Source organism: Pseudomonas sp. B6001 (genome assembly GCF_013386015.1).
GTDB lineage: Bacteria > Pseudomonadota > Gammaproteobacteria > Pseudomonadales > Pseudomonadaceae > Aquipseudomonas.
This window is the reverse complement of sequence record NZ_JACAOX010000003.1, coordinates 1-23,552: the sequence shown is the minus strand read 5'-3', so window position 1 is coordinate 23,552 and position 23,552 is coordinate 1. Positions and strand designations below refer to the sequence as shown.

Sequence of the window (23,552 nt, the reverse complement as noted above, 5' to 3'; positions counted from 1 at the left end):
GATGCGGCGACCCGACAAGCCAGCTCCCACATTTGAACCGTGCCCGCTTTAGCTTTTGATTTTGATCTTAGGCACACCGAGCCTAAGCGAGGTGCCGAGTGGTGGGGCAAGAGCGTTTTGCTTACTTTTGCGCTGTTCAAAAGTGAGCCGCTGTAAGAGCGGAACCGATATAAGCCATCACCCAAATAACGGATATGCCCCCACCCCCACCATCACCCTTCAGCACTATGCACCACCACCAAAAGCTGCGCCTGAACCTCCCCCACCGACCGAATCCGATGCGGCTTCTGCGCATTGAAATGCAACGCATCCCCCCGATTCAACACCACCCGCTCACTCATGAAATCCACCTCAACCTGACCTTCATGCACAAACAAAAACTCCTCCCCCAAATGTTCCTTGAAGGTCTTGTCGGTGAACTCCGCCGGCGGGTAAATGATGAACGGCAACAAACTACGCTCACTGACCTGATGCGCCAGCACCGCGTAACCCGGTGATGCATCGGTGCCCGACAACGCCTGCCGTTCGTGGCTGCGCACCAGGCTGTAGCTGTCGAGGCTGACATTGTCCTCGCTGAACAATTCTTCGACCTTCACATTCAACGCCTTGGCCAGTTTCAGCGCCGCCGCAATCGACGGCGTATTCAACCCGCGTTCGACTTTCGACAGGTAACTCTTGGTCATCCCGGATTTTTCCGCGAGCGACTCCAACGTCACACCAAGTTTTTTTCTCAATATTTTCAAACGGATAGACATGTGCAGCGGTTAATCCATTAAAGAGGCGATGATGAATGCTTGCTAATGACACTTTGTGTCATATAGTCTCTTTAGTGTCATTTGCGACGAACAAGGACACTGATATGGCCAAGACATTAGCACTCCCGAAAGACCAACTGGTCAAGCAAGCGCTGACCCAGATGCAAAACACCCTGGCGGATAATACGTGGACCGACCGGCAAAAGCTGGCGCTGACCTGCCGGATCCTGTTCGAAAACGGCCACGACTCCGGCCTCGCCGGGCAGATCACCGCACGCGGCCCGACGCCTGGCACCTACTACACCCAACAACTGGGCCTGGGTTTTGATGAGATCACCGCCAGCAACCTATTGCTGGTCAACGAAGACCTGGAGGTGCTGGAAGGCCATGGCATGCCCAACCCGGCCAACCGTTTTCACAGCTGGGTGTACCGCGGTCGCCCGGACGTGAACTGCATCATCCACACTCACCCGACCCACATCGCTGCGTTGTCGATGCTGGAAGTGCCTTTGCAGGTGTCCCACATGGACCTCTGCCCGTTGTACGAAGATTGCGCATTCCTCGAAGCCTGGCCCGGGGTGCCGGTGGGCAACGAAGAAGGTGAAATCATCACCGCTGCCCTGGGGGATAAACGCGCGATTCTGCTTTCCCACCACGGCCAATTGTCCACTGGGGCGAGCATCGAGGAAGCCTGTGTGATCGCACAGTTGATCGAACGCGCGGCCAAGTTGCAGCTGCTGGCGATGGCCGCCGGCACGATCAAGCCGATCCTGCCGGAACTGGGCCGCGAAGCCCATGACTGGATTTCCAAGCCCAAGCGCCACGGCGCCGCGTTCAACTACTACGCTCGGCAGAACCTGCGCCAACACGCCGATTGCCTGAACTGAAACCCTTTTTCGACCGGAGACCTTTCCATGTCCAGCCCTTCTATTCACGGCATTATCGGCTACACCATCACCCCGTTCAGCACGGACGGACAGCGCATTGACCTCGACGCCCTGGGCCTTTCGATCGACCGCCTGATCGACAGCGGCGTGCACGCTGTCGCACCGTTGGGCAGCACCGGCGAAGGCGCCTATCTCAGTGATGCAGAGTGGGATGAAGTCGCCGCCTACAGCATCCAGAAGGTGGGCAAGCGTGTGCCGACCATCGTCAGCGTCTCCGACCTGACCACCGCCAAGGCCGTGCGTCGTGCGCAGTTTGCCGAGGCCCACGGCGCGGACTTGGTAATGGTATTGCCGGCCTCCTACTGGAAACTCAGCGAGGCGGAAATCCTCGCCCACTATGCGGCCATTGGCGACAGCATCGGCGTGCCGATCATGCTCTACAACAACCCGGCCACCAGTGGCACCGACATGTCGGTGGACTTGATCCTGCGCATCGTCAACAGCGTCGACAACGTGACCATGGTCAAGGAAAGCACCGGGGATATTCAGCGCATGCACCAATTGCACCGGCGCAGCGAGGGCCAGGTGCCGTTCTACAACGGCTGCAATCCGCTGGCGCTGGAGGCGTTTGCGGCGGGCGCGAAAGGTTGGTGCACGGCGGCGCCGAATCTGATTCCTCAGCTCAACCTGGATTTGTATGAAGCCGTTTTGGCCAATGACCTGGAGAAAGCGCGGGAGCTGTTTTATCGCCAGTTGCCGTTGCTGGATTTCATCCTCAAAGGTGGCTTGCCGGCGACGATCAAGGCCGGTTTGCGGCTGACGGGCCTGGAGTCGGGGGATCCACGGCTGCCGATGTTCCCGCTGGCTGAGGCAGGCCGTGTTCAGTTGCAGGAACTACTGACCCTGTTGCGCTGAAACGCAATCCAAATGTGGCAGCGGGCTTGCTCGCGAAGGCGGTGGGTCAGTCAATTAATAGGTCGACTGACTCACCGCATTCGCGAGCAAGCCCGCTCCCACATTTAGTCCGCATCCAACCTTGGATTTTCAATAGAGACAAATGACAATAGTTCTCGATATCATTCACGACTTTTCCACGTCGTGCTTCGTCAAGAAGGATATCCATGTCTCGTCCCAAGCCCGACCCGCTGTCGGCCGATGCCTTTCGCGGGTTTTATGCAGATATCCTGCATTTCCTGCGTAAACGCACGGACAACGCCAGCGACGCGGCAGACATGACCCAGGATGTCTTCACCCAATGGCTGGACTACCGCGACCGGGCCCAGGTCGAGCAGCCACGGGCGTTTCTGTTCCAGATGGCGCGCAATCTGCTGCGCGATCACTGGCGCAAACAGAAGGTGCGGCACACCGTCCACCAGCAACAGGCCGAACTGGATGCCGAACCTGTCAGCGACTCGCGAGACGATCCCATGGCCGCCGCGCAACGCCTTCAACGCCTGGAACAGTTGAAAGAAGTGCTCTCTGAACTCTCGCCGAGAAGACGAGAAGCCCTTATGCTGCACCGCTTCGAAGGCCTGAGCCAGGCGCAGATCGCCGAGCGCATGGGCGTTTCGGTCAGCATGGTGGAAAAGCACATCGCTTTTGCCTTGCTGCATTGCAAGCAGCGACTTCAACAAGAACAGGGCAAGGAGCAGCCAGAATGACCCGCCTGAGCGACATCGACACCTGTGACATCGAGGCCAGCGACTCCATCGATGCCCAGGCCGCCAGCTGGTTTGCGCGCAACCGCAATGACGCCGGTCGCGCCGACCGCAAGGCGTTTGCCGCCTGGCAGTCCGAGCCGGCCAATGCCCGCGCCTACGCCGAATTCGAACAGCTGTGGGCCGACCTGGCCCAGTTGCAGCAACTGAACAAACCGACACCGCTGCCCGTGCGCAAACCACCCGTGTGGCGCCCGGCCCTGGCGGTGGCTGCCGCCCTGGTGTGTGCCGTGCTGGCGAGCAACATCGGCGCCCCACGCGAGCTGTTCCACGCCCAGGTCGCGGCCCATGCCAAAGGAATGCGCACCATGCATTTGCCTGACGGCAGCACCTTGTACGTCAACGCCAATACGCGCCTGCGGGTGGACTTCAACAGTCACCAGCGCATCGTGCATCTGGATCAGGGCCAGTTGTATATCGAGGTGGCGCCCGACAAGGAGCGTCCGCTGTTCGTGCAGGCCGGTGAAGCCAATGTGCGGGTGGTCGGCACCGGCTTCGATGTGCGGCGCAGCAAGCAGCAACTGGTGGTCAGCGTGGCCCATGGGCAAGTGGCGTTCGATCCGGATACCAGGCTGCCGGCCACCCTGCTCGGCGCCGATCAGCGCGCTACGTTCAGTTATGCCAAGGGCACGCTGCAGCAGCAAACCCTCACTGCCGGCGAGGTCGCCGATTGGCGCGGCGGCCACGTGTCGTTTCGTAATCGCGAGCTGGCTAGCCTGATGGACGAGTTGAGCCTGTACCGGCCCCAGGCGCCGTTGCTGGTGGACAGCGCGGTGGCGCAGTTGAAGGTCTCGGGCAATCTGGACGTGAATGATCCGGACGCCCTGCTCAACGCCCTGCCGGCACTGTTGCCGGTGAAAACCGTGGCCCTGGCCGACGGCAATATCAGGATCGAACCGCGCAAATAGCCCCGCGGAATTCTTATTTGAGAATATTTTGCATTCGCATGTGAGGATTATTTTTCCTGCCGCGTCTTCCTCGGGTCTGCGTTTGATACGCACACCTTTCTGGCCATTTGGCTACTCCGGGGGATTTCATGTTTCGCGCGCCTTGCCACGTTCAGCACCTGTTTCTTCGACCCACCGCCATTGCCGCCTGCCTGGCCTTCAGCCTGAATGCCCAGGCCGAGTCGTTCAAGCTGCAACTGCCGGCCCAGTCCCTGGCCACGTCCCTGAGCCAGGTGGCGCAGCAGGCGAAAATCCAGCTGCTGTTCGATGAAGCGCTGCTGAAAAATATCCAGGCGCCGGCCCTCAATGGCGACTTCACACCGGAAGTGGCGATTCGCACCCTGCTCAAGGACGGCGAGTTCGTATTGCTCAAGGTCGGCAGCACTTACGTGGTACGCCCCGAAGAGGGCAAGACCACCAACAGCAGCGCGATCCAGCTCGACGCCCTGAGCGTGATCGGCACCGGCAACGAGGTCGACTCAACCACCGTCGGCCGTTCCACCCTGACCCAGGCGGACATCGACCGTTACCAGTCCAACAACATTCCCAGCCTGCTGCAAACCTTGCCCGGCATCAGCCAGGGCGGCTCGCTGAAGCCCGGTGGCCAGACCATCAACATCCGTGGTTTCGGCGACGCCGAAGACGTGCCGCTGACCGTCGATGGCGCCACCAAAAGCGGCTTTGAGCGCTACCAGCAGGGCACTGTGTTTATCGAGCCCGAGCTGATCAAGAGCATCGAAGTGGAGAAAGGCCCCAACTCGCCCTTCAGCGGCAACGGCGGCTTTGGCGGTACGGTCAACATGACCACCAAGGATGCCCCGGACCTGCTCAAGGACGGGCGCAACAGCGGTGCCATGCTCAAATACGGCTACTCCAGCAACGACCATGAGCAGGTCTACAGCAGTGCCGTTTACGGGCGTACCGATGACGGCCGCTTCGATGCGCTGGCCTACCTGACCCAGCGCGACGGCGGCGACATGAAACTGGCTGCCACCCTGCCCAACGACAACAACCAGTACCCGATCAACCCCAAGCGCCTGCCCAACAGCGCCCAGAATGTGGACGGCAAACTGTTCAAGTTCAATGCTCACTTCACCGATGAGCAAAGCCTGGGTCTGTCGTATTCGCGCTCCAACAGCCAGCGCTGGACGCCCTTCTCTGCCGCCAGCTACCCGACGCCGCCGACCCAGGCCAACATCGACCGCTATGGCTACGAAGCCGCGCTGAAACGCTTCCTGGCCAACCGCAATACCGTCGACACCACCTGGTCCGGCAAGTACGAATACCAGCCGATGAATAACCCGCTGGTGGACTTGACCATCAAGTACTCCGAATCCAATACCGACCAGACCGACGAGCGCGACGCCACGGCGTTTTTCCAGTTGGCCACCGGCGGGCGCAAGATGGACACCTCCTATAACGACAAGAACCTCGACGTACGCAACGTCAGCCTGTTTTCCACCGGTGCGTTGCAGCACGCGGTGACCACCGGCGTGCAAATCCGCAAGCACACCCGGGAAACCGAAATGTGGATGCCCGGCGCCACCTACAACACCCCGAAATACAACTACGGGCACTTCCAGCCGGGCTTCATGCCCCATGGCAAGGTCGACACCAACAGCTTCTTTATCCAGGACGCGGTGACGCTGGGCGATGTGACCATTACTCCGTCGATGCGCTATGACCATGTGCGCAACCGCGGCGAGGCCAATGACGCGCCGTACTACAGCAACCCGGACCCGGCCATCGGCCATGACTACAGCGACCGCACTTACACCGGCTGGTCGCCACGCCTGGCAGCGTACTGGACCATCACCCCGAACGTGGCGATGTTTGCCAACTGGAGCCGCACCTGGCGTGCGCCAGTGATCGACGAGCAGTATGAAGTCCAGGGCCTGGGCAGCCGCACCGCCACCAGCCTGGACCTGGACCCGGAGCGCATCACCTCCATCACCCTGGGCAACGTCACCAGCTTCGCCGATGTGTTCGCCCACGGCGACAACCTGCAACTGCGTACCACGCTGTTCCACAACAAGGTCGAGGACGAAATCTTCAAGGCCACAGGCGTGGGCTGCCAGAACCAGGCGGTCAACGGCGGGACGATTTCCAGCGCCTGCCCGCCGGGCGCGATGTCCAACTACCGCAACATCGGCGGCATGACCATCAAGGGTTTCGAGGCCGAGAGTTTCTATGACTCCACCTACGTGTTCGGCTCGGTATCGTTCGCCTACACCACCGGCAAACATGAAGGCGCCTACACCAACCCGTGGGGGCCGGACGTCTGGGCGCGGGACATTCCGCCAACCAAATGGGTGGTGGTGCTCGGCACCAAGATCCCGAGCCTGGATATGCGGGTAGGCTGGCAAGGGCAGTTCATCGGCGCTACCAGCCGCCTGCCGAGCGACAAGTATTCCGGCGGCCCGGGCACCAGCATCGGCGACCTGTTCTACGACCAGTACGGCAACAAGCGCTACAACACGCAAGGCCTGTTCGCCAGCTGGAAGCCGCAACAGGCTTACCTCAAGGGTACCGAGGTGAACTTCACCGTGGACAACCTGTTCAACAACAACTTCCGACCGGCCCTGAGCGGCGACCGCGCCTACACCAAGGGCCGGGATGCGAAGATCAGTGTGACGCGGTTCTTCTGACCCCACCTAATCAATGTGGGAGCGGGCTTGCTCGCGAAAGCGCTGGATCAGTCGGTACATGAGTTACCTGACACACCGCCTTCGCGAGCAAGCCCGCTCCCACATTCAGATCTTCTGCGCGCCATTTCTTGTATTCACAAGGCTGAGCTCTGGGGCGTGAACCCGCTGCTTGCTCAAATACCGCGTGCAACTCACCCGCAAGAACGAAGCAAAATTCACCACTTCGCCGCGGTAATCCATCACTTCTTCATACAGCTTGGCGATCAGTTGATTGGTGGTCATGCCATCCACCTCGGCGATTTCGCTGAGGATGTCCCAGAACTGGTTTTCCAGGCGCACGGTGGTCACCACGCCGCAGATGCGCAGGGAGCGCGAGCGGGATTCGTACAGAATCGGGTCGGCCTTGACGTACAGTTCGCACATGGCGATGACCTCCGCTTTACAGGGTGATTTTGGTGCCCAGCAGTCCGAGGAAACCCGCGAGCCAGCTTGGGTGCGCCGGCCACGCCGGGGCCGTCACCAGATTGCCTTGAACGTGGCTGTCGGTCACCGGGATATCGATGAACGTACCGCCCGCCAGTCGTACCTCCGGCCCGCACGCCGGGTAGGCGCTGCACTCGCGGCCTTCCAGGATCCCGGCAGCCGCCAGCAGTTGAGCACCATGGCACACGGCAGCGATGGGTTTGCCAGCCTGATCGAAATCCTTGACCAGTTGCAGGACCTTTTCGTTCAGCCGCAGGTACTCAGGGGCACGGCCACCCGGCACCAGCAGCGCGTCGTAGTCGGCGGCGTTCACCTTGGCAAAATCCGCATTCAGAGCGAACAGGTGCCCGGGCTTTTCGCTGTAGGTCTGGTCGCCTTCGAAGTCGTGGATCGCCGTGCGCACGGTCTGGCCGGCAGCCTTGTCCGGGCACACGGCGTGCACGGTATGCCCCACCATCAGCAGCGCCTGGAACGGCACCATCACTTCATAGTCTTCGACGTAATCGCCGACCAGCATCAGGATTTTTTTCGCGGCCATGGGGCATTCCTCCGGTTGAACGGTTGGGCAGACAGGAGTAGCCAAGATAGACCCGCAGGCTTGATCCGGGTAATGGCCCGCTACTACATCAGCACCCCGGCTTGTGTGGGAGCCGGGCTTGCCCGCGATGCAGACACCTCGGCCTGACAGGTAAACTGCGTTGATCCCATCGCAGCCTCGCCAAGGCTCGACAGCTCCCACATGAACCGAGTCGCCCGTTCAAAACTGTACGGCTCAATCTGCACCCAGCTGTAAGCCCGTGCTTGCGGGGCTTTGTGGCTAGATGAACATCCACTTCCGGCCCATTCGATTCTGGTTCCTTCCATGAGCTCCCGCGAAAATACCGGCATGGCCCTCGGCCTGCTGGGCGTCGTCATCTTCAGCCTCACCCTGCCCTTCACCCGTATCGTGGTGCAGGAAATCCACCCGTTGCTCAATGGCCTGGGCCGGGCGTTGTTCGCGGCGGTGCCGGCGGCGGCGTTGTTGCTGTGGCGCCGTGAGCGCTGGCCCACCTGGCGCCAGGTGCGCGGGCTGACGCTGGTGATTGCCGGGGTGATCCTGGGTTTCCCGGTGTTGTCGGCCTGGGCCATGCAAACCTTGCCCGCGTCCCATGGCGCGCTGGTCAACGGGTTGCAGCCGCTGTGCGTGGCGCTGTATGCGGCGTGGCTGTCCCATGAACGTCCGTCGAAGGCCTTCTGGGCCTGCGCGGCGCTGGGCAGTGCGCTGGTGCTGAGTTATGCGTTGATCACCGGGGCCGGCAGCATCCAGGCGGGCGACCTGTTGATGCTCGGCGCGATTGCCGTGGGTGGCCTGGGTTATGCCGAAGGCGGCCGGTTGGCCAAGGAGATGGGCGGCTGGCAGGTAATCTGCTGGGCGCTGGTGCTGTCGACGCCGGTATTGATCGGGCCGGTGGCCTACCTGGCGCTGCAACACGAAGGGCCGATCTCCATGCGCACCTGGTGGGCGTTTGGTTATGTCTCGTTGTTTTCGCAGTTCCTGGGGTTCTTTGCGTGGTACGCCGGGCTCGCCATGGGTGGCATCGCCCGGGTCAGCCAGATTCAGCTGTTGCAGATCTTTTTCACCATCGCGTTTTCGGCGCTGTTTTTTGGTGAACACATCGAGCCGATTACCTGGCTGTTTGCCTGCGGGGTGATTGTGACGGTGATGTTGGGGCGCAAGACCAGCGTGAAGCCTGCGCCAGCTCCCAAGGCTAGCGCGATCTAATGTGGGAGCGGGCTTGCTCGCGAATGCGGTGGATCAGTTGATACATCAGGTGACTGACACACCGCTTTCGCGAGCAAGCCCGCTCCCACATTTTTGATTTGCGTCGTACTCAGGCGAGGTAACCGTCCGACAGCAGCAGGGTTTCCAGGCAATGTTCGGTGATGTTGTAGAACGCCTTGAGCTCCTGGATTTTCTCCAGGAGTTGAGCGTTGTCCACCGGCTCGGCACGCTTCACCGCCAGGATCATCTTGTTCTTGTTGGTGTGCTCCAACGAGATGAACTCAAACACCTTGGTCTCATAGCCGCACGCTTCAAGGAACAACGCGCGCAAACTGTCGGTGACCATTTCCGCCTGCTGGCCCAGGTGCAGGCCGTATTGCAGCATCGGCTTGAGCAGCGCCGGGCTCTGGATCTGCAGGCGAATCTGCTTGTGGCAGCACGGCGAGCACATGATGATCGACGCACCGGAGCGGATGCCGGTGTGAATCGCGTAGTCGGTGGCGATGTCGCAGGCATGCAGGGCGATCATCACGTCCAGCTCGCTGGGCGCGACGCTGCGCACATCCCCGCACTTGAACACCAGCCCCGGGTGGTCCAGGCGGGCGGCGGCGTTGTTGCACAGGGTCACCATGTCTTCGCGCAACTCCACGCCGGTGACTTCGCCCTCGGCGTTGAGGGTGTTGCGCAGGTAGTCGTGGATGGCAAACGTCAGGTAACCCTTGCCCGAACCAAAGTCCGCGACCCGCACCGGCTGGTCCAGCTTCAGCGGCGAGGTGGTCAGCGCATGGCTGAATACTTCGATGAATTTGTTGATCTGCTTCCACTTGCGCGACATCGCCGGGATCAGCTCGTGTTTGGCGTTGGTCACGCCAAGGTCGGCGAGAAAGGGCCGGGTCAGGTCCAGGAAGCGATTCTTCTCGCGGTTGTGCTCGGCAGACGGCGCTTCGCGCAGTTGCTGCGGCTTGCTTTTGAACAGTGAGCTTTTGTTCTTCTTGCTGTATTCCAGCTGGGCTTCGTCGGTCACCGACAGCAGGTGCGCATTCTTGAACGCCGCCGGCAACAATTCGGCAATTGCCGCCACGCCGTCGGCCAGGGAGAAGTTCTTGGTGATGTCGCGGGTCTTGTAGCGATAGACGAAGGACAGGCAAGGCTGATCCTTGACCGTCAGCTGCTTGATGATCAGCTTCTGAAGATCAGGCTCGGTGCCGACGTACTTGGCCAGCACCAGCTTGATAAAGGCGTTTTGCTCAAGGCTCGCGCTCAGCAGTTCGAGGAACTGCGCGTGATGATCCGGCGCGGGGCTGGCAGGTTTAGCGGTGGCAGACATGAACAAAAACGCCTCGGGCAGGGAATGCCGGGAATTTTACACTACTCCAACACCACCAACCGATTCGGCAGCTCATTGCGTGCGTGGGTCACCGGTACGTGCTCCCTGAGCAATTCCCCGCAAGCCTCAATACACGCCACAAACCCGGCCAACGTCTGGCCTTGCTTCACCTGGCGGGTGAAGTCCTTGACGATCGCATCCCAACTGCTGTCATCCAGGCGACTGGAAATCCCCTTGTCCACCAGGATTTCCACATACCGCTCGGCCTCACTGACAAAAATCAGCACCCCGGTGCTGCCCAGCGTGTGGTGCAGGTGCTGCTCGAGAAACTGCCGCCGTGCCAGGTTGGACGCGCGCCAATGACGCACCGAGCGCGGGATCAGTCGCGTGGTGACCCTGGGCAAACGGAACACCAGGCACAGCACGACGAACGTGCCCCACTGCGCCAGCAGCAAGGTGTACATGGTCAACCAGCCCGACAGGTAGTGAATGATCCCCGGCACCACCAGCGCCAGCAGGCTGGCCCACAGCAGCGGGATGTAGGCGTAGTCGTCGGCGCGGGCCGCGAGCACGGTCACCAGTTCGGCGTCGGTCTGTTGCTCGACCCGGGCGATCGCCTCGGCGACCTGGCGTTGCTCGTGTTGACTCAGTAATGCCATGGTTGTTGATGCTCTCTCGTTATTGTCATTACCAGCCGCCCGAGGCGCCACCGCCGCCAAAACCACCGCCGCCGCCCCTGAAGCCACCACCGCCACCGCCTCCCCCGCCGCCACGACCGCTGCTGCTGAGAATCGCCAGCAGGATAGCGCCAACGGGCAGGCCCATGCGATTGCACAGCCACAACACTGCCAGCAACAGGATGAACAGGCCAATGGAAATGCCCGGGTTTTGCTTGGCGAAGTTGGCCTCGGACACATGCGCCGGCACGGCCAGCGGATCGCCGCCCACCACCTGCAGCATCGCCGCCACGCCGTCACTGATGCCCTTGCTGTAGTTGCCCGCCTTGAACGCCGGGGCGATCACCTGGTTGATGATCACCCAGGACTGCGCATCCGTGAGCAAGCCTTCCAGGCCATAACCCACTTCGATGCGAATCTTGTGCTCATCCCGGGCGACGATCAGCAGGGCGCCGTTGTCCTTGCCCTTCTGGCCGATGCCCCAGGCGCGGCCCAGTTGATAACCGAAGTCTTCAATGGGCACGCCTTGCAGGTCGGGCACGGTGACCACCACGATCTGGTCGCCGCTGGTCTGCTCCAGCGCCTGCAACTGCTGGGTCAGCTGCGCACGCACGGCCGGGTCGATCATCTGGGCGTTGTCCACCACCCGTCCGGTCAGGGCCGGGAAATTCAGGGCGGCCTGGGCGGTCAGGCTGAAGGCCAGCAGCACCGCCGCCATCAGCCAAGCGCGCTTGCCCATCAGAATTTCACTTGCGGCGCTTTATCGGCATCGGCACTCGTGGCCTCGAAGTTGGCGCGGACCGGCAAGTCGCTGTACATCACGCTGTGCCACAGGCGGCCAGGGAAGGTGCGGATCTCGGTGTTGTAGGCCTGCACCGCCTGGATAAAGTCGCGGCGGGCCACGGCGATGCGATTTTCGGTGCCTTCAAGCTGCGATTGCAGGGCCAGGAAGTTCTGGTTGGCCTTCAGGTCCGGGTAGCGCTCGGACACCACCATCAAACGGCTGAGTGCACCGCTCAAACCGTCCTGGGCTTGCTGGAACTGCTTGAGTTTCTCGGGATTGTCGAGGGTGCTGGCGTCCACCTGGATCGAGGTGGCCTTGGCCCGCGCTTCGATCACGGCCGTCAGGGTGTCCTGTTCATGGGCGGCGTAGCCCTTGACCACTTCCACCAGGTTGGGGATCAGGTCGGCGCGCCGCTGGTACTGGTTCTGCACCTGGGCCCAGGCCGCCTTGGCCTGTTCGTCCAGGGTCGGGATCTTGTTGATGCCGCAACCGCTCAGCACGGTGCTCACCAGTATCAATGCCACGGCCTTCCAGCCCCAACGGTAACCTTGTGCTGCTTGCATGGTGTTTCTCCTGCCAAACCTATGAATTTTACCGACTGACGCGTTAGCCACGGGCTTAGGGCATAATCCGCCACCACCCACTGGATTGCATCGTGCCAATCAGCTAAAAGATGCCCAGCGCCAATAAGAGTTCAGAAGTGTGCGGTATTTATCTGAACAACACCCGAACAACAATAGACGCTCTCCGGTCCCAAGGCTGCGAGAAAGGATTTTCATGAAGAAGCTGTGTTTGCTGGGCCTTGTTGTCAGTTTGGCCACTCATTCCGTATTAGCCGAAACAAAGCCCGCAGTGCTCAAGGACAAGGACGCCTTCGTCAGTGACCTGCTCAAGCAGATGACCCTTGATGAGAAGATCGGCCAATTGCGCCTGATCAGCATCGGCCCCGAAATGCCCCGCGAACTGATCCGCAAGGAAATCGCCGCCGGTCGCATCGGCGGCACCTTCAATTCGATCACCCGCCCGGAAAACCGTCCGATGCAGGACGCAGCCATGCGCAGCCGGTTGAAGATCCCGATGTTCTTCGCCTATGACGTGATCCACGGCCACCGCACGATATTCCCCATCAGCCTGGCCCTGGCTTCCAGCTGGGACATGGACGCCATCGGCCACTCCGGGCGCATCGCCGCCCAGGAAGCTGCCGCCGACAGCCTCGACATCACCTTCGCGCCGATGGTCGACATCTCCCGCGACCCGCGCTGGGGCCGTACCTCCGAAGGCTTTGGCGAAGACACCTACCTGACCTCGCGCATTGCCGAAGTGATGGTCAAGGCCTTCCAGGGCAGCAGCCCGGCCAAGGCCGACAGCATCATGGCCAGCGTCAAGCACTTCGCCCTGTATGGCGCGGTGGAAGGCGGTCGCGACTACAACGTGGTCGACATGAGCCCGGTCAAGATGTACCAGGACTACCTGCCGCCCTACCACGCCGCCATCAAGGCCGGCGCCGGTGGCGTGATGGTTGCGCTGAACTCGATCAACGGCGTACCCGCCACCGCCAACACCTGGCTGATGAACGACCTGCTGCGCAAGGACTGGGGCTTCAAGGGCCTGGCCGTGAGCGACCACGGTGCGATCTTCGAGCTGATCAAGCACGGCGTGGCCAAGGACGGGCGTGAAGCCGCCAAGCTGGCGATCAAGGCCGGCATCGACATGAGCATGAACGACTCGCTCTACGGCAAGGAATTGCCCGGCCTGCTGAAGTCCGGCGAGATCGAACAGAGCGACATCGACAACGCCGTACGCGAAGTGCTCGGCGCCAAGTACGACATGGGCCTGTTCGCCGACCCGTACCTGCGCATCGGCAAGGCCGAGGATGACCCGGCCGACACCTACGCCGAAAGCCGCCTGCATCGCGCCGACGCACGTGACGTGGCGCGCCGCAGCCAGGTGCTGCTGAAAAACCGGAACAACACCCTGCCGCTGAAAAAGGACGCGACCATCGCCCTGGTCGGCCCGCTGGCCAAGGCGCCGATCGACATGATGGGCAGCTGGGCCGCTGCCGGTAAACCCGCACAATCGGTGACCCTGCTGGACGGCATGAACGCCGTGATCGGCGACAAGGGCAAGGTGATCTATGCCCGTGGCGCCAATATCACCAACGACAAGAAAGTCGTCGACTACCTCAACTTCCTGAACTTCGATGCCCCGGAAGTTGTGGATGACCCGCGCTCGTCCCAGGACATGATCGACGAAGCCGTCAAGGCCGCCAAAGGCGCCGATGTGGTCGTGGCCGCCGTGGGCGAGTCCCGTGGCATGTCCCACGAATCGTCGAGCCGCACCGACCTGAACATCCCGCAGAGCCAGCGCGACCTGATCAAGGCTTTGAAAGCCACCGGCAAACCGCTGGTGCTGGTGTTGATGAACGGCCGTCCGCTGTCGATTGTCGAGGAGAACGAACAGGCTGACGCAATCCTGGAAACCTGGTTCGCCGGCACCGAAGGCGGCAACGCTATCGCTGACGTGCTGTTCGGTGACTACAACCCGTCGGGCAAGCTGCCGATCACCTTCCCGCGTTCGGTGGGGCAGATTCCGACCTACTACAACCACCTGAGCATTGGCCGGCCGTTCACTCCGGGCAAGCCGGGCAACTACACCTCGCAGTACTTCGATGACACCACCGGGCCGCTGTTTCCGTTCGGTTACGGCTTGAGCTACACCAGTTTCAGCCTGTCGGACATGGCGCTGTCGTCCACCACCCTGAACAAGACCGGCAAGCTCGACGCCACCGTGGTGGTGAAAAACACCGGCAAGGTCGATGGCGAAACCGTGGTGCAGCTGTATATCCAGGACGTGGCCGGCTCGATGATCCGCCCGGTGAAGGAATTGAAGAACTTCCAGAAGATCATGCTCAAGGCGGGCGAAGAGCGCGCGGTGCACTTCACCATCACCGAGGAAGACTTGAAGTTCTACAACACCCAGCTGAAGTTTGCGGCTGAGCCGGGCGAGTTCAATGTGCAGATCGGGTTGGATTCGCAGGATGTGAAGCAGCAGAGCTTCGAACTGCTCTAAAGTCTTGCCCGGTCAAAATGTGGGAGCGGGCTTGCTCGCGAATGCGGTGGATCAGTTGATACATCAGGTGACTGACACACCGCTTTCGCGAGCAAGCCCGCTCCCACATTTGATTGGGGTATTCTGGCTTATCCGCGGCGGTCCAGCAGGTTGACCACCAACCGATCAATCCACCCCCACACCCGCTGCTTCACCCGCCGCCACAACGGCCGCGACTGCCATGCCTCAAGGCTCACCGCCTGGCTCAGGGCAAAATCCCGCTCGAAACTCGCCACCACCGCCAACGTCAGTTCCGGGTCCAGCGCCTCCAGGTTCGCTTCCAGGTTGAAGCGCAGATTCCAGTGATCGAAGTTGCACGAGCCAATGCTCACCCAATCGTCCACCAGCACCATTTTCAAGTGCAGGAAGCACGGCTGGTATTCAAAGATCTGCACCCCGGATTTGAGCAAACGCGGGTAGTAACGGTGCCCGGCATACCGCACCGACGGGTGATCGGTACGTGGCCCGGTCAACAGCAAACGCACATCCACCCCGCGCCCCGCCGCCCGGCGCAGGGCACGCCGTACGCTCCAGGTCGGCAGGAAATACGGCGTGGCCAGCCAGATACGCTGGTGGCCGCTGTTCAGCGCACGGATCAGTGACTGCAAGATATCCCGATGCTGGCGGGCGTCGGCATAGGCCACACGCCCCAGCCCCGGTCCTGTCGCTGGCACCTTGGGCAAGCGTGGCAGGCCAAAATGCGTGGCCGGTTTCCAGGCTCTACGATCGTCGTTCGCCAGCCACTGACGGTCGAACAACGCCTGCCAATCCAGCACCAGCGGGCCACGAATCTGCACCATCACTTCGTGCCAGTCGGCGGTGTCTTCCCCGGGCGTCCAGAATTCATCCGTCACGCCGGTGCCGCCAACCACGGCGATGGTCTGGTCGATCAACAACAGCTTGCGGTGGTCCCGATAGAGGTTGCGCATCCAGCGGCGCCAGCTCAGGCGGTTGTAGAATCGCAGGTCCACCCCGGCATCGATCAACCGCCGACGCAGGCCCAGGGTAAACGCCAGGCTGCCGTAGTCATCGAACAGGCAACGTACGCGCACGCCACGTTCGGCGGCCGCCACCAGGGCCTGAACCATCGCCTCGGCACACGCGCCCGCCTCCACCAGATACAGCTCCAGCGCCACCTGTTGCTCGGCCTGGGCGATGCCTTCCAGCATGCGCGGGAAGAAACTCGGGCCGTCGACCATCAGCTCGAAACGGTTGGCGCTGCGCCACGGGAACACTGCGCCGCTCATGTCAGCGCGCCGTGAAAATCAGTACCGCACCCACCGGCACCGACAGGCTGATCTGCGACAGCCCGGCGGCCTTGCGCAATGCGGCTACCCCTGGCAGCAAATCGAAATCCTCGGCGTGCACCACCAATGGCTCCAGGGTGACCACCTGGAAGCGTCGGTCATCCAGGCGGGTCGCCAGCAATTCGGTGCTGTAGGTCTGGGTCTTGCCGTGCAGGGTCACCGACAGCGGCAGGCGCAGCTCGTATTGCGCGCCGGGGGCCAGGTCGTTGATCGGTTGCAGGTTGATCTGCGCATTGATCACCGCGTCCGGGAAGGTCTTGATCTCGAACAGCTCATTGCGCATGCGCTCGTCGCGCAGCGGGATGCCGCTGTTGATCGACTCCAGTTCGACTTCCAGCTGCGCCGCGCCCTTGCTGTCGACCTTGCCATGCAGCACCAGGAAGCGCTGCACTTCGGCGATGTCGGTGTTCTTGGTGGTGACGAACGACAGGCGCGAGGACTCGTTGTCCAGGTACCAGTCGGCATGGGCAGGCACGGCGGCAGCGGCCAGCAGCAGGAAGGCCATGGGTTTGAACAGGGACATAAAGACTCGTGGGGCAAAAAACCTGGGCGAACAGTAACAAAGACCTCCTGTAGGAGCGAGCTTGCTCGCGAAGGTTGCCAACGATGACGCGGGCATTCTGAATGAACGCGGCGCCTGTGAGCTCTTCGCGAGCAAGCTCGCTCCTACGGGGGAACGGTGGTCAGGCCAGCGCCTCCTGCACATCGCGAATCGTCGATTCCAGGCTGGCCAGGTGCAGGCTCAGCACCCGTTCCACCGGTGCCTGATCCATCGGCCAATGCAGCGCCATGCTGCCCACCAACCGGCCATTGGCCCGCACCGGCAAGGCCACCGCGCGAATCAGGAACGGCAGGCGCACCGGATATTCCCAATAGCCTTCGGTGCGTTGGCCAAACCCCTGGTGCTGGGATTGTTCACACGCCCGGTATTGATCGTCTTCCGCCACATGCTCACGACCGGCCAGGCGCTGCACTTCATCCGCCGACAATTGCGCCAGGCACGCCTTGCCCATGGCCGAATGAAACAGGCTGGCGTGCTGGCCGACGATCTGGCAATTGTTCGGGTAGAGCTTGCGCAGCACCGTGGGGATCGCGCTTTCCATCACTTCCAGGCGCTCGCCGTCGAAGCTCGACAGGTCCACCACCAGGCCGGTGCGCTCACTGAGGTCCAGCAGCCACGGCGCGGCGCTTTCCACCAGTTGGCGCTTGAAGCGTTGCTGGGTGTCGCCGAACAACCGTCTGGCCCGCAGGCGGTAACGCCGGTCGCTGAGGCCACGATAGATCCAGCCCTGTTCCTGCAAGGTCAGCAGCATCCGCGAGACCGTGGCCTTGGGCAGGTGAGTCAGGTAATGCAACTCTTCCAGCCCCAGCGCCTGATGCTCGCCGAGCAATTCGATGATCGCCAGTGCCCGCCCTACTGAGCGTACGGTTCCCGTCTCGGCGTCGCTGCCCATGTGTCGATCTCCTTGATGCCGATGGATGATCTGATTTCACAGCAAGATACAGGCCCGTCGCGGCTCAACCGGTCGCCGAGAGGCAAGCGGGCGGTCGCCGCTGCACCCAGCGGGTCAGTTGTTCGTGGGCGTACGCCAGTTGCAACACCGCCCTGTCCGCCTGGGCCGGGCCGATGATCTGCAGGCCCATGGGCAAGCCCTGGGGGTTGAAACCCACCGGCACGTTCATGCTCGGCAGGCCGGCCAGTGTGGGGCCGATCACCACTTCCATCCAGCGGTGGTAGGTGTCCATCTCGCGCCCTGCGACGAGGCGTGGCCAGGCTTGTTGTGCATCGAAAGGGAACACTTGGGCGGTGGGCAGCAACAGGAAATCGTAACGTTCGAACAGTTTGCCCAGGGCGCGGTACCAGTCGCTGCGGTTGATCGAAGCCTGGTAAACGTCCGCCGCACTCAGTTGCAATCCGCCCTGCACTTCCCATTGCGCCTCCGGCTTGAGCAGTGCGCGCTTTTGCGGGTCGGCGTAGGCCGCGCCGAGGGAGCCCTGGATCAGCCAATGGCGGTGCACCAGCCAGGTCTGCCACAGGCGTTCCAGAGAAAATTCCGGTTGGCAGTGCTCGACCTCGCAACCCAGCGCAGCGAAGTCCTTGAGGGCCGATTCGCACAGGCTCATCACGCCGTCTTCCATCGGCAGGTAACCGTTGTAATCCCCGAGCCAGCCCAGGCGTGCACCCTTGAAGTCGCGCTGCAGTGGCTCACCCAACACCGCCGGATCCTCCTTGAGCGACAGCGGCACCCGAGGGTCGTAGCCGGCCTGCACACTCAGCAGCCGCGCCACATCCGCCACGCTGCGACCCATCGGGCCTTCCGTGGCCAGTTGCTGGACGAACAGCTCCGGCGCCGGCCCGTGAGGCACCCGACCCTGGGACGGACGCAGGCCAAATACGTTATTGAACGCCCCCGGGTTTCGCAGCGAGCCCATCATGTCGCTGCCATCCGCTACCGGCAGCATGCGCAATGCCAGCGCCACCGCCGCGCCGCCGCTGCTGCCACCTGCCACCAGGCGCGGGTCATAGGCGTTGCCGGTGGTACCGAACACGCTGTTGTAGGTCTGCGAGCCCAGGCCAAATTCCGGCACGTTGGTCTTGCCGATGATGATCGCGCCGCTGGCCCGTACCCGCGCCACGCTGATCGCATCTTCTTGAGGAACATGCTCGGCGAACAGCGGCGAACCGAGGGTGGTGCGCAGGCCCTGGGTCGCCGCCAGGTCCTTGATGGCCTGGGGCATGCCGTGCATCCAGCCACGGGATTGGCCTTGGTCCAACTCGCGATCACGCTGCGCCGCTTCGGCCAGCACGTCCTCATGGGAGCGCAGCGAGACCAGCGCATTCACCGTCGGGTTGAAGCGTTCGACCTGGGCCAGATACGCCTGCATCACTTCATGGCAGGACACCTGCCGCGCATGGATCGCCCGAGACAGTTCGATGGCATCCAGTTCAACAATACTCAAGGTTTCACCTCGCTGGAAAACGGCGCCGGTCGTTTCGCCCGTGGCGCCTCATGCATGCAGTAAGTGCCCAGCAGCGTCAGGACGCAAGCGAACAGCACATAAAATGCCGGGGCTACCGGCGTGCCCAGCACCTTGCTGAGCCAGGTGACGATCAACGGCGCAAAGCCCCCGAATACCATCACCGCCACGTTGTACGCCACTGACACCCCGGTGGAGCGTACTTCGATGGGAAACTGCTCGGCCAGGGCCGTCGGCGCCGGGCCGAAAAAGCCGCCGATGGCAGTGCACAACATCACCTGCATCACCAGCAAACGCTCGATGGACGGTGCCGCCGCGACCCACACATACAGCGGGTACACCATCACAAAAAACGCCAGGGTGAACGCCATCAATACCGGGCGCCGACCGAACCGGTCCGACAGCAGGCCGGACAGCGGAATCACCACGGTCATCAGCGCCACCGCGAACATCTGCACCATCAACACCTGGTCCAGCGGCAGGCCGAGGTTCTTGTGGGCAAAGGTCGGCATGTTCACCAGCACCACGTAGAACGACACCGTTGCACCACAGGCCAGGCCCATCGAAACCAAGATGCTGCGGCGGTGGTCGCGGATGACGTCCATCAAGCTCGGCGCCGCACCCTTGGCCTGTTTGCGTGCCTCGATAAATTCCTCGGGGTCTTCCATGTGCCGGCGGATCCACAAGCCCACCGGGCCGATCAGCAAGCCGAAGATGAACGGCAGGCGCCAGCCCCAGACTTCAAGGGTTTGCGGCTCGAAGAAGTGCGTGACCAACGCCACCATCGCCGCGCCGCCGAACACCGCCAGGCACTGTCCCACCAACTGCCAGGAACCGTACAGGCCCTTGCGATGGGCCGGCGCGCTCTCCACCAGGAACGCCGTGGCACTGGCGTATTCACCGCCGGTGGCAAAGCCCTGGAGCATGCGCGCAACCACGATCAGCATCGGCGCGCCCATGCCGATGGCAGCATAGCTGGGGGCGAAAGCGATCAGGGCGATGGAGATGGTCATCAACCGGATGATCAGTTGCATCGCAGCCTTGCGGCCTTTGCGGTCCGAATACATGCCCAGCAGAATCCCGCCCACCGGGCGCATGAAGAAGCCGACGCCAAAGGTGGCCAGGGCCATCAGCAGCGAGGCGTATTCATCCTCCGAGGGGAAAAACTGCCGGGCGATAATGCTGGCGAGAAAGCCGTAGACGATGAAGTCATACCATTCCAGCGCATTGCCGATCACCGCCGCCACCACCTGGCGGGTGCGGGATACACCTTGTTTTGAAGCCTGCATGGGAACACTCCATTCAACCAGTCGGAAAAGGGTCTAGCGGCAGAAAAAAGAGGTCGTCAGGCGGGCTTGAGCCAGCTCTCGGCCAGCGCGCCCCAGTAGGCGGCGCCGGTCAACAGGATGTCGTCGTTGAAGTCATAGGCGGGGTTGTGGACCATCGGCCGCGACACGCCGTTGCCGATAAACAGGTAGCTGCCGGGGCAGCGTTGCAGCATCCAGGCGAAGTCTTCGCTGCCCATCAGCTTGGTGGTGTTGCCGTCGACGGCACCTTCACCCAGCAGGGCGACGCCGACCTGGCGGGCGAATTCGGTTTCTTCGGGATGGTTGACCAGCACAGGATAGGCCGGGCGATGTTCGATCTGCGCGGTGCAGCCGAAGCTCGCGGCCTGGGTCAGGATGATCGCCTTGACCCGCTCCAGCATCAGTTCACGCACGTTTGCATCCAGGGCACGCAGGCTCAAACGCAACAGTGCTTGCTGGGGAATCACGTTGGCCGCCTGGCCCGCTTGCAGGGCACCGACGGTCACCACGGCGGCTTCCTGGGCATTGATATTGCGCGCCACCACGGTCTGCAATGCCATGACCATACTGGCGGCGGCCACCAGCGGGTCGACCGTCAGGTGCGGCATGGAGCCATGGCCACCGACGCCTTCGAGGGTCACGGTGAGCAGGTCCTGGGAGGCCATCATCGGTCCAACGCGCAGGCCCAGATGGCCGGCGGGCAGGCCCGGCATGTTGTGCATGCCGAACAGTGCATCGCAGGGAAACCGCTCCAGCAAGCCGTCGGCGAGCATGGCTTCGGCGCCGCCCTGGCCTTCTTCGGCGGGCTGGAAAATCAGGTTCAGGGTGCCGTCGAATTGACGGGTCGCGGCCAGGTAACGCGCGGCGCCCAGCAGCATGGTGGTGTGGCCGTCATGACCGCAGGCATGCATGCAGCCGGCGTGTTGGCTGCTGTAGCTGGCGCCGGTGTTTTCGATGATCGGCAACGCGTCCATGTCGGCGCGGATACCGAGCTTGCGCGAGCTGCTGCCATTGCGCAGCACACCCACCACGCCGGTCTGGCCGATGCCGGTGTGGACTTCGTAGCCCCAGTTACGCAGGGATTGCGCCACCAGGGCGGAGGTGCGGTTTTCTTCAAAACCCAGTTCGGGGTGGGCGTGAATGTCCTGACGCACGGCGTGCAGGTCGCTGGCGACATCGCTCAGCCAATCCAGGATGTGCTGGTGTGGGCTCATGGTGATTCTCCTCGCAGGCGGGTGTTCCCGTTCTTTTTCGTTGCACACCGCCAGATAACCGCGATGTGCGCAGGAGGACAATCAAAGGTGGTTCCACCCTGTGGAACCTCAGCCCCACCTGTGGCTGCATTAGGGCAAGAGGCGGCAGCCCTCGCGTTGGCCCAGCCATTGGGCACTGTGGGTGCGGCCCAGGCCGCTGGCGGTCACGAGGTGTTTTTCAGGGTTGTCGGTGAAGGCGCTGGTGGGCACGTATTGCTTCACATAACCCAGGCAATAATCAGCGGGATTGCCCTCCACATATCGGCAGGAGCAGTACTCCTTGGCGGTGTAGGCCGCGATGATGTCGGGGAAGGCTTGCAGGTTGACCCGCTCGTGCCAGACCCAGCCGAGCAACACGAGTAACAGCAGGATCAACAGGCTGACGAAGGGATGACGGCGGATCATGGTTGCACCGCTGCAAGGACGCGTTTGAGGAGTTCGTTGTGGCGATAGCTGCCGTCGCGGTCGTCGCCATAGCGCACGATGACCAGCTGTTTTTCGGGCATCACGTAGAGCGCCTGCCCCCAGTGGCCGAGGGCGGCGAAGGTGTCGGCGGGCGCGTCCGGCCAGGGTCTGGCGGCACCCTGCACTTCGCGGTTGAGCCACCATTGGCCGCCCGGAACGGCTTCGTCCTGGCCCGCCTTGTACTTGTCGAACGGTTGGCGATTGAACGCGACCCACTCCTTGGGCAGCAACTGTTGCTCGCCCCAACGGCCGTCGCGCTGCATCAGCAGGCCGACACGGGCCAGGTCGCGGGCGGTGAGGTAGGCATATGAGGACGCGACGAAGGTTTCCTCGGCATCGCTTTCCCAGGTGGCGTTGTGGATGCCCAGTGGCTGGAACAGGGCGGTCCATGGGTAGTCGACGTAGGCCTTGTGGCCGAGCATGCCCTTGAGGGTGGCGGACAGGATATTGCTGTCGCCACTGGAATAGCGGAATGCCTGGCCGGGGGCGCTGGAGGTCGCGGTGTCGGCGGCGAACTCGGCCATGTCGTGGTGGCCGCGGGTGTAGAGCATGGCGACCACCGAGGATTTCAGCGGGGCGTATTCGTAGTCTTCCTGCCAGTCGAGGCCCGAGGCCCAGTGCAGCAGGTCGGCCATGGTCACGCCGGGGTGTTGTTTCATCGGCGGGTAAAAGCGCGCGGCGGGGTCGGTGAGTTTGAAGCGGTTTTCGCCGAAGGCCACGCCGAGCACGGTGGCCATCAGGCTTTTGCTGATGGACCAGGTCAGGTGCGGGGTGCTGGCGGTGGTGGGGGCGGCGTAGCGTTCGTAGATGATCTGGCCGTCGCGGATGACCAGCAAGGCGTCGGTGCGGACGCCTTTGCGGCTGGTGTCGTCGCGGGGTGGGAAGGCGTAGTCGTCCAGGGCTTGGGCGGCCGGGCCGGTTAGCAGTTGGCCTTGGGACCAATCCTTCTGCGGCCAGGTTTCGGCGTGGGCTGTCAGGGTGAACAGCAGCGCGGCGTATAGGAGGCCTTTGAACATGGATTGGGACTCGGGGGCATTCAAGCCCGCGAGCCTAGCCCAGGGGGATGACGGTTTTGTTACGGACCCTTGGGTGAGTACATATCCGTTATTTGGGTGATGGCTGATATGGGTTCCGCTCTTACAGCG

At 62.3% G+C, this 23,552-nt stretch carries 22 protein-coding genes; 7 read left to right on the top strand and 15 right to left on the bottom strand.

Translation table 11 applies throughout. The annotated features are described in order from the left end of the window. Positions 1-212: 212 nt before the first annotated feature. Positions 213-755, bottom strand: a complete 543-nt coding sequence (locus HX821_RS06030) for a helix-turn-helix domain-containing protein (RefSeq protein ID WP_003209127.1) — start codon at positions 753-755, stop codon at positions 213-215. Positions 756-859: 104 nt separating this feature from the next. Here HX821_RS06030 and HX821_RS06025 point away from each other — a divergent pair, with 104 nt between their 5' ends. The 5 genes from HX821_RS06025 to HX821_RS06005 all read left to right on the top strand — a co-directional run bounded on the left by HX821_RS06025 (position 860) and on the right by HX821_RS06005 (position 6,955). Continuing rightward, entirely contained in the window at positions 860-1,642 is a 783-nt protein-coding gene (locus HX821_RS06025; protein WP_003209128.1) for an aldolase, read from the top strand. A 27-nt stretch (positions 1,643-1,669) separates the two neighbouring features. Then, positions 1,670-2,557 carry a dihydrodipicolinate synthase family protein gene (locus HX821_RS06020; protein WP_177035416.1) on the top strand — a complete coding sequence of 296 codons (888 nt, stop codon included), beginning with the start codon at positions 1,670-1,672 and terminating at the stop codon, positions 2,555-2,557. 206 nt (positions 2,558-2,763) lie between these two features. Then, positions 2,764-3,303, top strand: a complete 540-nt coding sequence (locus HX821_RS06015; protein WP_087692632.1) for an RNA polymerase sigma factor — start codon at positions 2,764-2,766, stop codon at positions 3,301-3,303. Then, positions 3,300-4,268 (top strand): FecR domain-containing protein, encoded by a 969-nt coding sequence (locus HX821_RS06010; RefSeq protein WP_177035415.1) that lies wholly within the window; start codon positions 3,300-3,302, stop codon positions 4,266-4,268. The genes HX821_RS06015 and HX821_RS06010 overlap by 4 nt, the downstream gene beginning before the upstream one ends. A gap of 128 nt (positions 4,269-4,396) precedes the next feature. Beyond that, entirely contained in the window at positions 4,397-6,955 is a 2,559-nt protein-coding gene (locus tag HX821_RS06005; protein ID WP_177035414.1) for a TonB-dependent receptor, read from the top strand. Positions 6,956-7,060: 105 nt separating this feature from the next. Here HX821_RS06005 and HX821_RS06000 read toward each other — a convergent pair whose 3' ends face one another. Further along, positions 7,061-7,378, bottom strand: a complete 318-nt coding sequence (locus tag HX821_RS06000) for a ribbon-helix-helix domain-containing protein (RefSeq protein ID WP_003209138.1) — start codon at positions 7,376-7,378, stop codon at positions 7,061-7,063. A gap of 16 nt (positions 7,379-7,394) precedes the next feature. Then, the gene (locus HX821_RS05995; protein ID WP_008430897.1) at positions 7,395-7,976 is read right to left on the bottom strand and encodes a DJ-1/PfpI family protein; all 582 of its coding nucleotides are present in this window, start codon (positions 7,974-7,976) and stop codon (positions 7,395-7,397) included. Between the two features lie 324 nt (positions 7,977-8,300). On the opposite strand from HX821_RS05995, the gene HX821_RS05990 reads away from it, so the two are divergent. Next, positions 8,301-9,200, top strand: coding sequence for a DMT family transporter (locus HX821_RS05990; protein WP_003209142.1), 900 nt, complete (start codon positions 8,301-8,303; stop codon positions 9,198-9,200). 109 nt (positions 9,201-9,309) lie between these two features. On the opposite strand, the gene HX821_RS05985 is transcribed toward HX821_RS05990, so the two are convergent. From HX821_RS05985 to HX821_RS05970, 4 genes are read right to left on the bottom strand one after another with little or no spacing between them, the layout of a single operon-like run. Then, positions 9,310-10,527 (bottom strand): SAM-dependent methyltransferase, encoded by a 1,218-nt coding sequence (locus HX821_RS05985; RefSeq protein WP_177035413.1) that lies wholly within the window; start codon positions 10,525-10,527, stop codon positions 9,310-9,312. A gap of 41 nt (positions 10,528-10,568) precedes the next feature. Next, the gene (locus HX821_RS05980) at positions 10,569-11,186 is read right to left on the bottom strand and encodes a TPM domain-containing protein (protein ID WP_003209147.1); all 618 of its coding nucleotides are present in this window, start codon (positions 11,184-11,186) and stop codon (positions 10,569-10,571) included. Positions 11,187-11,214: 28 nt separating this feature from the next. Then, positions 11,215-11,943, bottom strand: coding sequence for a YgcG family protein (locus HX821_RS05975; RefSeq protein WP_177035412.1), 729 nt, complete (start codon positions 11,941-11,943; stop codon positions 11,215-11,217). Beyond that, the gene (locus HX821_RS05970; protein ID WP_003209150.1) at positions 11,943-12,551 is read right to left on the bottom strand and encodes a LemA family protein; all 609 of its coding nucleotides are present in this window, start codon (positions 12,549-12,551) and stop codon (positions 11,943-11,945) included. Before HX821_RS05970 ends, HX821_RS05975 begins: the two co-directional genes overlap by 1 nt. A 214-nt stretch (positions 12,552-12,765) precedes the next feature. Here HX821_RS05970 and bglX point away from each other — a divergent pair, with 214 nt between their 5' ends. Continuing rightward, positions 12,766-15,057, top strand: a complete 2,292-nt coding sequence (gene bglX, locus HX821_RS05965; RefSeq protein ID WP_008430891.1) for a beta-glucosidase BglX — start codon at positions 12,766-12,768, stop codon at positions 15,055-15,057. Between the two features lie 128 nt (positions 15,058-15,185). Here the strand turns inward: bglX and HX821_RS05960 are convergent, their stop codons facing one another. The 8 genes from HX821_RS05960 to HX821_RS05925 all read right to left on the bottom strand — a co-directional run bounded on the left by HX821_RS05960 (position 15,186) and on the right by HX821_RS05925 (position 23,423). Further along, entirely contained in the window at positions 15,186-16,343 is a 1,158-nt protein-coding gene (locus HX821_RS05960) for a phosphatidylserine/phosphatidylglycerophosphate/cardiolipin synthase family protein (RefSeq protein ID WP_003209153.1), read from the bottom strand. Between the two features lies 1 nt (position 16,344). Then, a complete protein-coding gene (locus HX821_RS05955; RefSeq protein WP_134325861.1) occupies positions 16,345-16,926 on the bottom strand; it encodes a YceI family protein in 582 nt (193 codons plus the stop codon). A gap of 160 nt (positions 16,927-17,086) precedes the next feature. Next, complete coding sequence (locus tag HX821_RS05950) at positions 17,087-17,857, bottom strand: helix-turn-helix domain-containing protein (RefSeq protein WP_177021127.1); 771 nt, start codon at positions 17,855-17,857, stop codon at positions 17,087-17,089. Positions 17,858-17,921: 64 nt separating this feature from the next. Then, positions 17,922-19,364: an amidase gene (locus HX821_RS05945; RefSeq protein ID WP_177021128.1), complete on the bottom strand. Its 1,443-nt coding sequence runs from the start codon at positions 19,362-19,364 to the stop codon at positions 17,922-17,924. Beyond that, positions 19,361-20,671 carry a citrate-proton symporter gene (locus HX821_RS05940; protein WP_087692639.1) on the bottom strand — a complete coding sequence of 437 codons (1,311 nt, stop codon included), beginning with the start codon at positions 20,669-20,671 and terminating at the stop codon, positions 19,361-19,363. Before HX821_RS05940 ends, HX821_RS05945 begins: the two co-directional genes overlap by 4 nt. 56 nt (positions 20,672-20,727) lie before the next feature. After that, positions 20,728-21,903 (bottom strand): M20 aminoacylase family protein, encoded by a 1,176-nt coding sequence (locus HX821_RS05935; protein WP_008430881.1) that lies wholly within the window; start codon positions 21,901-21,903, stop codon positions 20,728-20,730. Between the two features lie 129 nt (positions 21,904-22,032). Continuing rightward, positions 22,033-22,347 carry an amidase gene (locus HX821_RS05930; protein ID WP_177035411.1) on the bottom strand — a complete coding sequence of 105 codons (315 nt, stop codon included), beginning with the start codon at positions 22,345-22,347 and terminating at the stop codon, positions 22,033-22,035. Beyond that, on the bottom strand, positions 22,344-23,423 hold the full coding sequence (locus HX821_RS05925) for a serine hydrolase (RefSeq protein ID WP_177035410.1): 1,080 nt from the start codon (positions 23,421-23,423) through the stop codon (positions 22,344-22,346). Before HX821_RS05925 ends, HX821_RS05930 begins: the two co-directional genes overlap by 4 nt. Positions 23,424-23,552 lie beyond the last annotated feature (129 nt).

Excerpts from the sequence above, each read along its gene's own strand:
- HX821_RS06030 (WP_003209127.1), bottom strand. The coding sequence starts at position 755 with ATGTCTATCCGTTTGAAAATATTGAGAAAAAAACTTGGTGTGACGTTG.
- HX821_RS06025 (WP_003209128.1), top strand. The coding sequence starts at position 860 with ATGGCCAAGACATTAGCACTCCCGAAAGACCAACTGGTCAAGCAAGCG.
- HX821_RS06020 (WP_177035416.1), top strand. The coding sequence starts at position 1,670 with ATGTCCAGCCCTTCTATTCACGGCATTATCGGCTACACCATCACCCCG.
- HX821_RS06015 (WP_087692632.1), top strand. The coding sequence starts at position 2,764 with ATGTCTCGTCCCAAGCCCGACCCGCTGTCGGCCGATGCCTTTCGCGGG.
- HX821_RS06010 (WP_177035415.1), top strand. The coding sequence starts at position 3,300 with ATGACCCGCCTGAGCGACATCGACACCTGTGACATCGAGGCCAGCGAC.
- HX821_RS06005 (WP_177035414.1), top strand. The coding sequence starts at position 4,397 with ATGTTTCGCGCGCCTTGCCACGTTCAGCACCTGTTTCTTCGACCCACC.
- HX821_RS06000 (WP_003209138.1), bottom strand. The coding sequence starts at position 7,378 with ATGTGCGAACTGTACGTCAAGGCCGACCCGATTCTGTACGAATCCCGC.
- HX821_RS05995 (WP_008430897.1), bottom strand. The coding sequence starts at position 7,976 with ATGGCCGCGAAAAAAATCCTGATGCTGGTCGGCGATTACGTCGAAGAC.
- HX821_RS05990 (WP_003209142.1), top strand. The coding sequence starts at position 8,301 with ATGAGCTCCCGCGAAAATACCGGCATGGCCCTCGGCCTGCTGGGCGTC.
- HX821_RS05985 (WP_177035413.1), bottom strand. The coding sequence starts at position 10,527 with ATGTCTGCCACCGCTAAACCTGCCAGCCCCGCGCCGGATCATCACGCG.
- HX821_RS05980 (WP_003209147.1), bottom strand. The coding sequence starts at position 11,186 with ATGGCATTACTGAGTCAACACGAGCAACGCCAGGTCGCCGAGGCGATC.
- HX821_RS05975 (WP_177035412.1), bottom strand. The coding sequence starts at position 11,943 with ATGGGCAAGCGCGCTTGGCTGATGGCGGCGGTGCTGCTGGCCTTCAGC.
- HX821_RS05970 (WP_003209150.1), bottom strand. The coding sequence starts at position 12,551 with ATGCAAGCAGCACAAGGTTACCGTTGGGGCTGGAAGGCCGTGGCATTG.
- bglX (WP_008430891.1), top strand. The coding sequence starts at position 12,766 with ATGAAGAAGCTGTGTTTGCTGGGCCTTGTTGTCAGTTTGGCCACTCAT.
- HX821_RS05960 (WP_003209153.1), bottom strand. The coding sequence starts at position 16,343 with ATGAGCGGCGCAGTGTTCCCGTGGCGCAGCGCCAACCGTTTCGAGCTG.
- HX821_RS05955 (WP_134325861.1), bottom strand. The coding sequence starts at position 16,926 with ATGTCCCTGTTCAAACCCATGGCCTTCCTGCTGCTGGCCGCTGCCGCC.
- HX821_RS05950 (WP_177021127.1), bottom strand. The coding sequence starts at position 17,857 with ATGGGCAGCGACGCCGAGACGGGAACCGTACGCTCAGTAGGGCGGGCA.
- HX821_RS05940 (WP_087692639.1), bottom strand. The coding sequence starts at position 20,671 with ATGCAGGCTTCAAAACAAGGTGTATCCCGCACCCGCCAGGTGGTGGCG.
- HX821_RS05935 (WP_008430881.1), bottom strand. The coding sequence starts at position 21,903 with ATGAGCCCACACCAGCACATCCTGGATTGGCTGAGCGATGTCGCCAGC.
- HX821_RS05930 (WP_177035411.1), bottom strand. The coding sequence starts at position 22,347 with ATGATCCGCCGTCATCCCTTCGTCAGCCTGTTGATCCTGCTGTTACTC.
- HX821_RS05925 (WP_177035410.1), bottom strand. The coding sequence starts at position 23,423 with ATGTTCAAAGGCCTCCTATACGCCGCGCTGCTGTTCACCCTGACAGCC.